Source organism: Streptomyces sp. NPDC107517 (genome assembly GCF_055582645.1).
The window spans coordinates 15,839-28,196 of sequence record NZ_JBVJPM010000012.1; the positions used below are offsets into that span (position 1 = coordinate 15,839).

Genomic DNA, 12,358 nt, shown 5'->3' on the forward strand with positions numbered 1-12,358 from the left:
GGGCCATTCGTCAGCGGTCGGGGTGGATCCCGAGGTTCTCGCCCAGGCCCGCCCGGACCGCGTCCGTGCCCCAGCTCGCGAGGAGGCGCAGCGCCTCGGCCGACGGGGAGCCGGGCTCCGCGTGGTAGACCACGAGGTGCTGCTCCTCGTCGTCGGGCAGGTTCATGGTCTCGTAACTCAGGCTCAGCTCGCCCACCAGCGGATGCCGCAGCCGCTTCACGCCGTGGCCCTTCTCCTTGACGTCGTGCGTCGCCCACAGCCGCCTGAACTCCTCGCTCTTGACGGAGAGTTCACCCACCAGCGCCGACAGCTCCGGGTCGTCCGGGTGGCAGCCCGCGTACAGCCGCAGATAGCTGACCATGTCGGACGCCTTCGCGTCCCACTCCACGAACAGGTCGCGGTAGGCCGGGGCGAGGAACACCATCCGCGCCCAGTTCCGCTCCCGGGGCGGCAGCTCGCTCCAGTCGCCGAAGACGGCCGCGGCCATCCGGTTCCAGGCGAGCACCTCGGAGCGCCGGCCGGACACGTACGCGGGCACGCCCTCCAGGCTGTCGAGCAGATGCCGCAGCGCCCCGCGCACCTGCTGCTGCTCCCGCGAGGCCCGCTTCTTCTTGTGCTGCTTCGGCTTGGCGAGATGCGTCAGATGCGCGTGCTCGGCGTCCGTGAGGCGCAGGGCGCGCGCGATCGCGTCGAGCACCTCCGCCGACACGTTCCGCCCGTTCCCCTGCTCCAGGCGCGTGTAGTACGCCACCGAGACACCGGCCAGCTGCGCCAGCTCCTCGCGCCGCAGGCCCGGCACGCGCCGGTGCCGCCCGAAGTCGGGCAGCCCCACGTCCTGCGGCTTCAGCCGGGCCCGCCGGGTGCGCAGGAACTCGCTCAGCTCGGCCCGCCGGTCCATCGGCTCGCCGGCGGCCGGGGTGGCGCGGGTCCCGTCATCGTCCATGCCTCAAGTATCGCCGGGCGGACACGGTCGTACGAAGGTGTTCCTGACCCCGCCAGTAGTAGGACCAGTGGGCGTACGCAAAGCGGGGCAAGGCCCTGAGCTCGGAGGATGCCTCCGGCTGGGGCAGGCTTGACACATGACCTCAGAGATCACCACCGTCAGCGCCTACGCCGCACCCTCCGCAAAGGCCCCGCTGGAGCGCACCACCATTCCGCGCCGCCCGGTGGGCGAGTTCGACGTCCTGATCGACATCAAGTTCGCCGGCATCTGCCACTCCGACATCCACCAGGCCCGCGACGGCTGGGGCGAGGGCATCTTCCCGATGGTCCCCGGCCACGAGATCGCCGGCATCGTCACCGAGGTGGGACCTGGCGTGACCAAGTTCGCCGTCGGCGACCGCGTCGGCGTCGGCTGCATGGTCGACTCCTGCCGCGAGTGCGACAACTGCAAGGCGGGCCTGGAGCAGTACTGCGCCAAGGGCAACGTCGGCACGTACAACGCCCTCGACAAGAACGGCGAGCCCACCTACGGCGGCTACTCCACCCACATCGTCGTCGACGAGAACTACACCGTCGGCATCCCCGAGGGCCTCGCCCTCGACGAGGCCGCGCCGCTGCTGTGCGCGGGCATCACCACGTACTCCCCGCTCAAGCACTGGAACGCGGGCCCCGGCAAGAAGGTCGCCGTCCTCGGCATGGGCGGCCTCGGCCACATGGGCGTCAAGATCGCGCACGCGCTCGGCGCCGAGGTGACGGTCCTGTCGCAGTCCCTGCGCAAGCAGGAGGACGGCCTCAAGCTGGGCGCCGCCCACTACTACGCGACCAGCGACCCGAAGACCTTCGAGGAGTTGGCCGGCACCTTCGACATCATCCTGTCCACGGTCTCGGCCCCGCTCGACTTCGGCGCGTTCCTCTCGCTCCTGAAGACGGACGGCGCCCTGGTGAACGTGGGCGCCCCCGAGGAGCCCATCTCCCTCAACCTGTTCTCCGTGATCGCGGGCCGCAAGTCCCTCTCCGGCTCCGGCATCGGCGGCATCCAGGAGACCCAGGAGATGCTCGACTTCTGCGCCGAGCACGGCCTCGGCGCCGAGATCGAGCTGATCGAGGCGAGCCAGATCAACGAGGCGTACGAGCGCGTGCTCGCGAGCGACGTGCGGTACCGCTTCGTGATCGACACGGCGACGATCTGACCCTCACCGTTGCCCGTCGCAGCACCCAGGGCATCACCCAGCATCAACCGGTGCATTACCTGAGGCGTAATCGACGGTCCGTCCGTCCCCCGGCAGGATCGAGTCATCGAACCGATCCTGCCGGGGAGGACCCCATGACCGCCTACGCCATCGCCGCCCTGCGCAACACCACCGCGCCGAACGACGAGGTCTTCGACTACATGGAGCGCATCCAGTCGACCCTCGACCCGTTCGGCGGCCGCTTCCTCGTGCACGGCGCCCGGCTGGAGGAGATCGAGGGGGCGTGGCCGGGCGGCGTCGTCGTCATCTCGTTCCCCGACAAGGCCGCGGCCCACGGCTGGTACGACTCCGACGCCTACCAGGAGCTCATCCCGCTGCGGACCCGGAACCTGGACGGCGAGGTGATCTTCGTGGAGGGGGTTCCCGAGGGGTACGACCCGTCGAGTACGGCTGCGCGGATGCGGGCGGAGGCGGCGCGGGACGTATGACGGGGCGGGACGTATGACGAGGGGCATCGTTTTCTGCCGCGGGCAGAACGACGTGCCGCACGGCGTGCGCCGCTCCTACGCTGAACCCGTGAGCAGCCACGCGTCGAACCAGACCCGCGTCATCCCTGTGCACCCGGCCCTGCGCCCGATTCCGGCGGAGCCCGCCGGGGTGCCGCCCAAGGAGCCTCTCTGGCGGGACGTCGTGGGTGATGTCCTGCGCCGCGAGCGCCTCGCCCAGGAACGCACGCTGAAGGACGTCGCCGACGTGGCCCGGATCTCCCTCCCGTACCTCTCCGAGATCGAGCGCGGCCTCAAGGAAGCGTCGTCCGAGGTCCTGGCGGCCGCGGCCCACGCCCTGGGTCTCGGCCTCGCCGACGTCCTGGCCCTCGGCCAGTCCGAACTGCTCCGCCTCGCGACTGCGCCCGCCGGCCACGGCGCCCGCCGGGCCGCCCCGCGCCAGGGAGAGGTACGCCTCGCGGCCTGAGGACGCCGCCTCGGACACTCGCGTACGAGGAGCCCGTTGTCAGTGGTCGCGCCACAGAGGAGATCGAACCTCTACGCCACCACGCGACGGCACTGCGCAGCGCCCACCTCTGACCTCGTCTGGATCTGCAAGGCCCGGCGCCCACCCCTGACCCCGCCGATCGGGCACGGAATCGCTGGGAACCCTCACGTGTTGAGGACAGTGGCCGCGGGGTTGGTGTGCGAGCCGAGTGACCGAGCTGACAGATATTGGAGGGACCACGATGGCTGGGCAGACGCAGAGGGCCGTGCTGGCGGGCGGATGCTTCTGGGGGATGCAGGACCTGATCCGCCGGCTCCCGGGCGTGACGGAGACCCGGGTCGGATACACCGGGGGTGACGTGCCGAACGCGACGTACCGTAACCACGGAACGCACGCGGAGGGCATTGAGATCCTTTTCGACCCCGCGAAGACCGATTTCCGCGCGATCCTGGAGTTCTTCTTCCAGATCCACGACCCGAGCACGAAGAACCGCCAGGGCAACGACATCGGCCTCAGCTACCGCTCGGCGATCTACTACGTGGACGACGAGCAGAAGCGGATCGCCGAGGACACGATCGCGGACGTGGACGCCTCCGGACTGTGGCCCGGCAAGGCCGTCACCGAGGTGGAGCCGGTCGGCCCCTTCTGGGAGGCCGAGCCCGAGCACCAGGACTACCTGGAGCGTTACCCGGACGGCTACACCTGCCACTTCCCGCGCCCGGGATGGCGGCTGCCGGCCCGCGCGGAGGGCTGACCGCCGACGTCGTCGCCCTGACGGAAGCCCTGCGTCGGGAGAGCGGCCCGGAATTCCCGGCCGCGCGGGGCGGTCAGTGGCGCAGCGTCGCCGGGCTCCCGCCGTTCGCCTCGTAGCCCGCTACCGCGAGTGCCCGGTACACCGCGTAGTCCGCCGCCGGGTCCGAGCCCGTCGTCCAGGGGAGCGCGCCGACGTGGCCGTCGACGTGGAGCAGCTGCTCCATCGCCTCGGCCCAGCGCTCGCAGCGGACCAGGAAGAACACCAGGAGGTGGCGGACGTGGGCGAGCATCGGGTCGTCCGGGCGGGCGGCCTGGACGGCGAAGAGCGCGCCGTGGATCGACTTGGTGACGACCTCGCTCCGGTAGAAGCTGCGCACCAGATTGACGTCGGGCAGGTGCTCGTAGACCGCGAAGAGGGGGAGCGCCGCGAGGAGCGAGCCGCGCGGGGCGCGCGCGGCGGCGGCCTCCGCGAAGGAGAAGGCGAGCTCGCGCGAGCCGTGCCACTTCTCGCACCAGTACCGCAGGCCCGCCAGGTGCGCGCCCATGTGGCCCGGCGCCGTGTCGAGGATCTTGAGCCAGAGCTGCTCGAAGTCGTGCTGGGAGTACCCGAGGCCGCGGGCCACGGCGAGATGGGTGATGTGGGGGACCGGGTCGCCGGGGGCCAGGAGCGCCGCGTCCTCGCAGGCCGACCTGGCCTCTTCCAGGATGATCCGCCGCTCGTCGGCCTGCGCTTCACCGCCCGCGTTCCGCCAGGCCTGCTGGACGAGGAACTCCGCGAACACCTGCGCCCCGCCCGGGTCTTTGGGGTCCTGGGCACGCCACGCGTGGAGCCACCCGGCCCCGAGCCGCGGCGTCTGCGCGAGCTCCAGGGCGGCGGCGCCTGCGATCGCCTGCACGCGCTCCCAGCGCTGCTCGCTCTCCTTGCCCGTGCCGGCGAGGAGCTGCTTGGCGGCGGTGAAGTCCTGGTTGCGCTGGACCACCGCCATCACGTTCAACAGGTCCTGGTCGGGGCCCGGGAGCCGCACGTCCAGGTCCTCCTGGCGCATGAAGCCGTACTCCGCGGGGTCCGCCGCGTCCGGCGAACCCGGCGCGACCTGGCGTATGCCGCCGCGCCGGCGCAGCAGGTACGGGCCCAGCACCGCCCCCAACATGACCACTGCCATCAGGACCCAGAGAATTCCCATGCGTACAAGCGAACCAGAAGGGTCGGACAATTGGCGAATGAGGTCCGTTAGGGCCGCCGCGCGGCCCGTGCGCGCACTACGCTCTGGCCGCATGAGCGACACGCACAACAGCCAGAGCGCCCACGGTGGTCACGGGTTCGAGACCGTGGCCATTCACGCGGGCAACACGGCCGACCCCCTGACGGGTGCCGTTGTCCCCCCGATCTACCAGGTCTCCACGTACAAGCAGGACGGCGTGGGCGGGCTGCGCGGCGGCTACGAGTACAGCCGCAGCGCCAACCCGACCAGGACCGCCCTGGAGGAGAACCTCGCCGCCCTCGAAGGGGGCCGCCGCGGCCTCGCGTTCGCCTCCGGGCTCGCCGCCGAGGACTGCCTTCTCCGTACGCTGCTCAGCCCCGGCGATCACGTGGTCATCCCGAACGACGCGTACGGCGGCACGTTCCGTCTGTTCGCGAAGGTCGTCTCGCGATGGGGCGTGGAGTGGTCGGTCGCCGACACCAGCGACCCGGCCTCCGTGCGCGCGGCGCTCACACCGAAGACCAAGGTCATCTGGGTCGAGACGCCGTCCAACCCGCTGCTCGGGATCACCGACATCGCCGCCGTCGCGCAGGTCGCGCGGGACGCGGGGGCGCGGCTCGTCGTCGACAACACTTTCGCGAGCCCGTACCTCCAGCAGCCGCTGGCGCTCGGCGCGGACGTCGTCGTGCACTCCCTGACGAAGTACATGGGCGGTCACTCGGACGTCGTCGGCGGTGCGCTGATCGTCGCCGACCCGGCGCTCGGCGAGGAGCTGGCCTACCACCAGAACGCGATGGGCGCCGTCGCCGGGCCCATGGACGCGTGGCTGGTGCTGCGCGGCATCAAGACGCTGCCCGTGCGCATGGACCGGCACAGTGAGAACGCGACGAAGGTCGCCGACATGCTGTCCCGGCACGCGCGCGTGACGCGTGTTCTGTACCCGGGCCTTCCGGAGCACCCCGGTCACGAGGTCGCCGCCAAGCAGATGAAGGCGTTCGGCGGCATGGTGTCGTTCCAGATCGAGGGCGGCGAGGAGGCCGCGGTCGCGGTCTGTGACCGGGCGAAGCTGTTCACCCTGGGCGAGTCCCTGGGTGGTGTGGAGTCCCTGATCGAGCACCCGGGACGCATGACGCACGCCTCGGTCGCGGGCTCGGCGCTCGAGGTGCCCAGCGATCTCGTACGGCTCTCCGTGGGCATCGAGTCGGCCGACGACCTGCTCGCCGACCTCCAGCAGGCGCTCGGCTGACACCGAGGACGGCCGCCGCGAGGACGCGCGCGGTCACCAGCCCGTGAGTGGTGGAGTCGTCCCGGACGGCGGCTCCACCCAGGGCCTGGCCAGCAGGAGCCATACGAAGAACGCGGTCGTCGCCAGGCACAGCGCGAGCCACGTCAGGCGCCGCAGCACTCTCCTGCGGCGCAGGATCCGCCCGCCCCGGCGCACCGCCTCGGTGTGGATCCCGGGCGGCAGCGCTCCCTGAGCGGCCTCCAGGATCGCGCGGACCTCGCGTTCCCTGCGAGCCTGTCCGTTCATGACGGCACCTTCTCCAGGGACGGCGCGTTCCCAAGGGCCGGGGCGGGCCCGCGCGGCGGGTGCAGGACGAGCGCCATGGCGCGCGCGTGGATCACGTGCACGCGCTCCATGGGAAGCCCGAGCAGCGCGGCCACCTGTTCCTCGCCGACCCCCTCGTAGAGGCGCAGCACCAGGATCAGCCGCGCCTGCGGGCCGAGGTGACGCAGTACGCCGCCGTACCCGCGGTGCCGGTGCCAGGCCGCGCGGGCGAAGCGCAGGGCGAGCTCCGTGCGGGCGCGGTCGTAGGGGTCGTCGCCGCGCAGCCGGTCCCAGGAGGCGTACGTCTGCGCGAGCGCCGCGACGAGCAGTTTCCGCGCGCGCGGGTTGCCGCCGGCCGGCTCCGTGGTGAGCAGGGTCGCGGCATGGAGCAGCCGCCCTGCCGCGCCCGCGACGAACGCCTCGAACTCCCGGGCCCGGCGGGCGTCCTGGAACGCGCGCCGTTCTCGCACCGCACCTCCAGCCGGGCCGCTCGGCGGCCGGTCGCTGGGACGGGACGGGCCCCGGCCGCGTACGACAGGGGCCCGGTCTCATATGAGGGCAGGTGCGGGCCCGGGGTCAAGAGCCGGGAGAGGCTTCCCCGGAGGGGGCGGGCTGGCCCGCCTGCCGCGCGGACAGCGCGGTGTTGAAGCGCGTGAGGAGCGCGCAGAACTGTTCGCGCTCCTGCGGGGTCCACTCCTGCGTCAACTCGGCCATCAGGGACTGCCGGGACACGCGTACCTCGTCGAGCCGGGCGAGGCCGCGCGGCGACAGCTGGAGGACGACCGCGCGTCCGTCCTCCGGGTGGGACGTCCGCTTGACGAGGCCCGTGTCGACGAGCGGCGCGACCTGACGCGTCACCGTCGACGAGTCGATGCCCATGCTCGCGGCGAGCGCCTTGACGCCCATCGGGCCTTCCTTGTCCAGGCGGTTGAGCAGCAGATACGCGGCTCGGTCCATCGAGTTGCGCACCTGCCCGACCCCGCCGAGCCGGGTCTGTTCGGCACGGCGGGCGAAGACCGCCACCTCGTGCTGGAGCGTTTCGAGGAGGCCGGTGTCGCCGGCGGTCGTCATGTCCATCGTTTCCGGTGGTGTGGGCATGGCCGGGGGCTCACTTCATGCGGGGGTGTTGGGTTGGGGGACAGGGTACGCGGCCGGAAGGCGGGTCGTACCGACGCTGCGCAAACCAGTCTCGGACCTTGGTCACACCAGGAGCCGTACGGCGTGAGCTGGGAGACTTGCCGTCATGAGCTACAGCACGGCTGACTCCTTGCCGACGGTGACCCTGGACGATGTGCGCGGCGCGCAGAAGATGCTCTCGGGGGTCGTGCGGACGACGGCGATGGAGGGCAGCCGGTACCTCTCGGGGCTGGTCGGAGCGCCGGTGCACCTCAAGTGCGAGAACCTCCAGCGGACCGGATCCTTCAAGCTGCGCGGCGCGTACGTCAGGATCGCGGGCCTGCTTCCCGAGGAGCGCGCCGCGGGCGTGGTCGCCGCGAGTGCCGGAAACCATGCGCAGGGTGTAGCGCACGCGTCTTCTCTCCTCGGCGTACGCTCCACGGTCTTCATGCCGGTCGGCGCGCCCCTGCCGAAGGTCGCGGCGACCCGTGACTACGGCGCGGAGGTGCGGCTGCACGGACAGGTGGTCGACGAGACGCTGGCGGCGGCGCAGGAGTACGCGCGCGAGACGGGCGCCGTCTTCATCCACCCCTTCGACCACCCGGACATCATCGCCGGGCAGGGCACGGTCGGCCTCGAAATCCTGGAGCAGTGCCCCGAGGTGCGCACGATCGTCGTGGGCATCGGCGGCGGCGGGCTTGCCGCGGGCATCGCGGTGGCGGTCAAGGCGGTGCGCCCCGATGTGAAGGTGATCGGCGTCCAGGCGGCGGGCGCGGCGGCGTACCCGCCCTCACTGAAGGCCGGGCGGCCGGTGTCGATCCCCTATCCGGCGACGATGGCCGACGGCATCAGGGTGGGGCGGCCCGGTGACGTGCCCTTCCAGGTGGTCCAGGAGCTGGTCGACGAGGTCCGTACGGTCTCCGAGGACGAGCTGTCGAGCGCGCTGCTGCTCTGCCTGGAGCGGGCCAAACTGGTCGTCGAACCGGCCGGGGCGAGTCCGGTCGCGGCGCTCCTGAGCGACCCGCACTCCTTCGAGGGCCCGGTCGTGGCGCTGCTGTCGGGCGGCAACGTCGACCCGCTCCTGATGCAGCGGATCCTGCGCCACGGCATGGCCGCCGCCGGCCGTTATCTGTCGCTGCGGCTGCGTCTGACGGACCGTCCCGGCGCCCTGGCCACGCTTCTCGGCGTGCTGTCGGCGGTCGACGCCAACGTCCTCGACGTGAGCCATGTACGGACCGACCCCCGCCTCGGGCTCACGGAGGCCGAGGTCGAGCTGCACCTGGAGACGAAGGGGCCGGTGCACTGCGCCGAGGTGGGCGCGGCGCTGCGGGACGCGGGTTACCTCGTCATCGACTGACCGGCGGAGCCCGGGGGATTACGGAAAACCGGTTGATGAGACGCGATGTATCGCGATACCTTGTGGTGCGCGTCACCAATTCGTCGGGCATGCCCCGACAGACATACCTAAGCTTTCCTGAGCAAGGCAACCAAACAGGTCACCCACAACCCATGGGGGAAGCCACATGCCAGGCGCCATCTACGCCGAAGGTCTGGTGAAGACCTTCGGCGACGTCAGAGCTCTGGACGGCGTCGATCTCGATGTCCCGGAGGGCACGGTCCTCGGCCTGCTCGGTCCGAACGGGGCGGGGAAGACCACTGCCGTGCGCTGTCTGACGACGCTGCTCACGCCGGACAGCGGCAAGGCCGTCGTCGCGGGCATCGACGTTCTCAAGCATCCGAACGAGGTGCGGCGCTCGATCGGGCTCTCCGGCCAGTTCGCCGCGGTCGACGAGTATCTGACGGGTCGTGAGAACCTGCAAATGGTCGGCCAGTTGTACCAGATGAAGGCCAAGGAGGCGAAGGCGCGCGCGTCCGAGCTGCTCGAGCGGTTCAACCTCGCCGACGCCGCCGACCGGACCTCGAAGACGTACTCCGGAGGCATGCGCCGCCGGCTCGACCTGGCCGCCGCACTCGTCGTCTCGCCGCCCGTGATGTTCATGGACGAGCCGACGACGGGACTCGACCCGCGCAACAGGCTGCAGCTGTGGGAGGTCATCCAGGAGCTGGTCGCCGGCGGCACGACACTGCTGCTCACCACCCAGTACCTCGAAGAGGCCGACCACCTGGCGCACGACATCTGCGTGATCGACCACGGCCGCGTCATCGCGCGTGGCACGTCCGACCAGCTCAAGGCCCAGACCGGCGGCGAGCGGGTCGAGCTCGTGGTCCACGAGCGGGAGCACATGACGCCCGCCGCCGAGGTCCTCGCCGGGTTCGGCAAGGGCGAGACCACCGTCGAGCAGCACACCCGCAAGCTCACCGTCCCCGTCTCCGGCGGCGCCAAGCTCCTCGCCGAGGTCATCAGGGAGTTGGACATCCGCGGCATCGAGATCGACGACATCGGTCTGCGCCGGCCCACGCTCGACGACGTCTTCATCTCCCTGACCGGCCACGTGGCCGAGGAGAAGGAGGACGAGAACGGCTCGGAGGCGGGCGCCGCCAGGCAGTCCCAGCGGAAGAAGGAGGCCGTCAAGTGAGCGCCGTCACCCAGCCCCTCGCCCCCCGCCCCGCGGGCGGCCCCGTGCAGTCCGCCAGGGACTCCCTCGTCGTCGCCAAGCGCAATCTGATCCGGATGACGCGGATCCCCGAAGTCGTCATCTTCGGGCTGATCCAGCCGATCATGTTCGTGGTGCTGTTCAGCTACGTGTTCGGCGGCTCGATGAACATCGGGGGCACCACCGACCCCGCGGTCTACCGCGAGTTCCTGATGGCCGGCATCTTCGCCCAGACCGTCACGTTCGCCACGGCGGGCGCCGGCGCGGGCATCGCCGACGACATGCACAAGGGCCTCATCGACCGCTTCAGGTCGCTGCCGATGTCCCGTGGCGCCGTCCTCACCGGACGCACCCTCGCGGACCTCGTGCAGACGGCCCTGACCCTGCTCGTCCTCGCGATCGTCGCGCTCCTGGTGGGCTGGCGCATCCACGAGGGCGTCCCGAAGGCCCTCGGCGCCTTCGGCCTGCTCCTCCTCCTCGGATACGCGTTCACGTGGATCGGCGCCCTCATCGGCCTGTCCGTGCGCACCCCCGAGGCGGCCACGTCGGGCGGACTGGTCTGGCTCTTCCCGGTGACGTTCATCTCCAACGCGTTCGTGGACTCCAGCCAGATGACGCCCTGGCTGCGCCACATCGCCGACTGGAACCCGTTCAGCGCCACGGTGCAGGCCTGCCGCGAGCTGTTCGGCAATCCGGGCGTCTCCGACTCTCCCGCCTGGCCCATGCAGCACGCCGTGTGGGCCTCGCTGCTCTGGTCCGTCGTGATCATCGTCGTCTTCCGGACGCTCTCGGTCCGCAAGTACCGCAACGCGACGGCCTGACGGCTGCGCCCCCGAGCGCGACCACGCGAAGGCCCCCGGCACAGTACGCGCCGGGGGCCTTCGCCATACGGTCGGTTCAGCCGTTGTACGGCGTCTCAGCCGTTGTAGGGCTTCGCCGCGAGGATCTTCACCGAGGCGAGCTTGCCGTTCGGCAGCTCGTACCGGGCGTCCTCGCCGATCTTCTTGCCGTTCACACCGGAGCCCAGCGGGGACTGCGGTGAGTACGTCTCGAAATCGGCGCTCGCGTACTCACGCGAGGCGAGCAGGAACGTCATGGTGTCGTCCTCGTCGCCGTCGAAGGCGATCGTGACGACCATGCCGGGGGCGGCGACGCCGGCCGCGGCAGGCGCCTCGCCGACCTTGGCCTTCTCCAGGAGCTGGGTCAGCTGGCGGATGCGGAGCTCTTGCTTGCCCTGCTCCTCCTTGGCCGCGTGGTACCCGCCGTTCTCGCGCAGGTCGCCCTCCTCGCGTGCTGCCGCGATCTTCACGGTGATCTCGGCGCGCGCGGGACCAGACAGGTACTCCAGCTCGTCCTTGAGCTTGGTGTACGCCTCCTGCGTGAGCCAGGTGACGTCTTCGCTGGTCTGGGTCACAGGTGCTCCTCGTAGGTACTGGGAATACAAAGCATCGCCCTACCCAGAAGCATGTGCCTTCACGGGTGGGCGAAACCACGAGCCTAACAATTCAGGCGCCGAAGGGGGAGGACATATGCCATCAAGAATTCGTCACCGCAGGTCAGGCGACGAAACCCGTACACCCACAGTACGACCGAACGTATGGCCGTCGTGCGGTCACACCGCGTGACAGCCGAGCAGCTCCGCGCTGGTGCCCCGGGCCGTGGTGCGCAGCGTCACGACCTTGTCGATCCGGCTGTCGCGCTGATCGAAGCGGAAGTCCGCGCGGCCCACCTCGGCGCCGTCGGCGGACAGCGACCGGATGGTGCAGTAACCCTTGGCGTCGCTGTCCTTGCGGACCTCGAGGTGCACCTTGACCGCCGCGTCGGACGCCTTGAAGGTGATGACCTCGGCGCTGATCTTCGTACCGAAGACGTAGTGGTAGCCGAACCAGCCGACCAGGACGACCAGCAGGGCGCCGAGCACGGCGCCGACGATCTTCAGGGTGCGGTCCGCTCGTTCGTCGGCGGAGCGGGAGCGGCCGTAGCGGCCGTCCGGGAGCTGCTCACTCACCGCACTCATGATCGTTCCTCTCGCGCGGGGCGGATCGAGGACCGGCCCCG

At 70.7% G+C, this 12,358-nt stretch carries 15 protein-coding genes; 8 read left to right on the plus strand and 7 right to left on the minus strand.

The features are described 5' to 3' along the window. Positions 1 to 10: 10 nt before the first annotated feature. Positions 11 to 943, minus strand: coding sequence for a helix-turn-helix domain-containing protein (locus tag ACZ67T_RS25930; RefSeq protein WP_469987317.1), 933 nt, complete (start codon positions 941 to 943; stop codon positions 11 to 13). A gap of 148 nt (positions 944 to 1,091) precedes the next feature. On the opposite strand from ACZ67T_RS25930, the gene ACZ67T_RS25935 reads away from it, so the two are divergent. The 4 genes from ACZ67T_RS25935 to msrA all read left to right on the plus strand — a co-directional run bounded on the left by ACZ67T_RS25935 (position 1,092) and on the right by msrA (position 3,879). Further along, on the plus strand, positions 1,092 to 2,132 hold the full coding sequence (locus tag ACZ67T_RS25935) for an NAD(P)-dependent alcohol dehydrogenase (protein ID WP_469987599.1): 1,041 nt from the start codon (positions 1,092 to 1,094) through the stop codon (positions 2,130 to 2,132). A gap of 134 nt (positions 2,133 to 2,266) precedes the next feature. After that, positions 2,267 to 2,620 carry a DUF1330 domain-containing protein gene (locus ACZ67T_RS25940; RefSeq protein WP_469987319.1) on the plus strand — a complete coding sequence of 118 codons (354 nt, stop codon included), beginning with the start codon at positions 2,267 to 2,269 and terminating at the stop codon, positions 2,618 to 2,620. 88 nt (positions 2,621 to 2,708) lie between these two features. Beyond that, positions 2,709 to 3,104 carry a helix-turn-helix domain-containing protein gene (locus ACZ67T_RS25945; protein WP_469987321.1) on the plus strand — a complete coding sequence of 132 codons (396 nt, stop codon included), beginning with the start codon at positions 2,709 to 2,711 and terminating at the stop codon, positions 3,102 to 3,104. 262 nt (positions 3,105 to 3,366) lie between these two features. Further along, positions 3,367 to 3,879, plus strand: a complete 513-nt coding sequence (gene msrA / locus ACZ67T_RS25950; RefSeq protein ID WP_469987323.1) for a peptide-methionine (S)-S-oxide reductase MsrA — start codon at positions 3,367 to 3,369, stop codon at positions 3,877 to 3,879. A 73-nt stretch (positions 3,880 to 3,952) separates the two neighbouring features. On the opposite strand, the gene ACZ67T_RS25955 is transcribed toward msrA, so the two are convergent. Further along, positions 3,953 to 5,062 (minus strand): hypothetical protein, encoded by a 1,110-nt coding sequence (locus tag ACZ67T_RS25955; RefSeq protein ID WP_469987325.1) that lies wholly within the window; start codon positions 5,060 to 5,062, stop codon positions 3,953 to 3,955. Positions 5,063 to 5,153: 91 nt separating this feature from the next. Between ACZ67T_RS25955 and ACZ67T_RS25960 the strand changes: the two genes are divergently transcribed. Further along, a complete protein-coding gene (locus ACZ67T_RS25960) occupies positions 5,154 to 6,326 on the plus strand; it encodes a cystathionine gamma-synthase (protein ID WP_469987327.1) in 1,173 nt (390 codons plus the stop codon). A gap of 33 nt (positions 6,327 to 6,359) precedes the next feature. On the opposite strand, the gene ACZ67T_RS25965 is transcribed toward ACZ67T_RS25960, so the two are convergent. From ACZ67T_RS25965 to ACZ67T_RS25975, 3 genes are all read right to left on the minus strand, one after another. Further along, complete coding sequence (locus tag ACZ67T_RS25965; RefSeq protein ID WP_469987329.1) at positions 6,360 to 6,611, minus strand: hypothetical protein; 252 nt, start codon at positions 6,609 to 6,611, stop codon at positions 6,360 to 6,362. Beyond that, positions 6,608 to 7,099, minus strand: a complete 492-nt coding sequence (locus ACZ67T_RS25970) for a sigma factor-like helix-turn-helix DNA-binding protein (protein ID WP_469987331.1) — start codon at positions 7,097 to 7,099, stop codon at positions 6,608 to 6,610. Before ACZ67T_RS25970 ends, ACZ67T_RS25965 begins: the two co-directional genes overlap by 4 nt. A gap of 106 nt (positions 7,100 to 7,205) precedes the next feature. Further along, positions 7,206 to 7,727 (minus strand): MarR family winged helix-turn-helix transcriptional regulator, encoded by a 522-nt coding sequence (locus ACZ67T_RS25975; protein WP_469987333.1) that lies wholly within the window; start codon positions 7,725 to 7,727, stop codon positions 7,206 to 7,208. A gap of 145 nt (positions 7,728 to 7,872) precedes the next feature. On the opposite strand from ACZ67T_RS25975, the gene ilvA reads away from it, so the two are divergent. From ilvA to ACZ67T_RS25990, 3 genes are all read left to right on the plus strand, one after another. Next, a complete protein-coding gene (gene ilvA / locus ACZ67T_RS25980; RefSeq protein ID WP_469987335.1) occupies positions 7,873 to 9,102 on the plus strand; it encodes a threonine ammonia-lyase in 1,230 nt (409 codons plus the stop codon). Positions 9,103 to 9,268: 166 nt separating this feature from the next. After that, positions 9,269 to 10,282, plus strand: a complete 1,014-nt coding sequence (locus ACZ67T_RS25985) for an ATP-binding cassette domain-containing protein (protein WP_469987337.1) — start codon at positions 9,269 to 9,271, stop codon at positions 10,280 to 10,282. Continuing rightward, positions 10,279 to 11,121: an ABC transporter permease gene (locus ACZ67T_RS25990; protein ID WP_469987339.1), complete on the plus strand. Its 843-nt coding sequence runs from the start codon at positions 10,279 to 10,281 to the stop codon at positions 11,119 to 11,121. The genes ACZ67T_RS25985 and ACZ67T_RS25990 overlap by 4 nt, the downstream gene beginning before the upstream one ends. A gap of 95 nt (positions 11,122 to 11,216) precedes the next feature. On the opposite strand, the gene greA is transcribed toward ACZ67T_RS25990, so the two are convergent. Beyond that, a complete protein-coding gene (gene greA / locus ACZ67T_RS25995; protein WP_469987341.1) occupies positions 11,217 to 11,714 on the minus strand; it encodes a transcription elongation factor GreA in 498 nt (165 codons plus the stop codon). Between the two features lie 198 nt (positions 11,715 to 11,912). Beyond that, positions 11,913 to 12,317, minus strand: a complete 405-nt coding sequence (locus ACZ67T_RS26000) for a DUF4307 domain-containing protein (protein WP_469987343.1) — start codon at positions 12,315 to 12,317, stop codon at positions 11,913 to 11,915. Positions 12,318 to 12,358 lie beyond the last annotated feature (41 nt).

Excerpts from the sequence above, each read along its gene's own strand:
- msrA (WP_469987323.1), top strand. The coding sequence starts at position 3,367 with ATGGCTGGGCAGACGCAGAGGGCCGTGCTGGCGGGCGGATGCTTCTGG.
- ACZ67T_RS25955 (WP_469987325.1), bottom strand. The coding sequence starts at position 5,062 with ATGGGAATTCTCTGGGTCCTGATGGCAGTGGTCATGTTGGGGGCGGTG.
- ACZ67T_RS25985 (WP_469987337.1), top strand. The coding sequence starts at position 9,269 with ATGCCAGGCGCCATCTACGCCGAAGGTCTGGTGAAGACCTTCGGCGAC.
- ilvA (WP_469987335.1), top strand. The coding sequence starts at position 7,873 with ATGAGCTACAGCACGGCTGACTCCTTGCCGACGGTGACCCTGGACGAT.
- ACZ67T_RS25965 (WP_469987329.1), bottom strand. The coding sequence starts at position 6,611 with ATGAACGGACAGGCTCGCAGGGAACGCGAGGTCCGCGCGATCCTGGAG.
- ACZ67T_RS25930 (WP_469987317.1), bottom strand. The coding sequence starts at position 943 with ATGGACGATGACGGGACCCGCGCCACCCCGGCCGCCGGCGAGCCGATG.
- ACZ67T_RS26000 (WP_469987343.1), bottom strand. The coding sequence starts at position 12,317 with ATGAGTGCGGTGAGTGAGCAGCTCCCGGACGGCCGCTACGGCCGCTCC.
- ACZ67T_RS25975 (WP_469987333.1), bottom strand. The coding sequence starts at position 7,727 with ATGCCCACACCACCGGAAACGATGGACATGACGACCGCCGGCGACACC.
- ACZ67T_RS25940 (WP_469987319.1), top strand. The coding sequence starts at position 2,267 with ATGACCGCCTACGCCATCGCCGCCCTGCGCAACACCACCGCGCCGAAC.
- ACZ67T_RS25960 (WP_469987327.1), top strand. The coding sequence starts at position 5,154 with ATGAGCGACACGCACAACAGCCAGAGCGCCCACGGTGGTCACGGGTTC.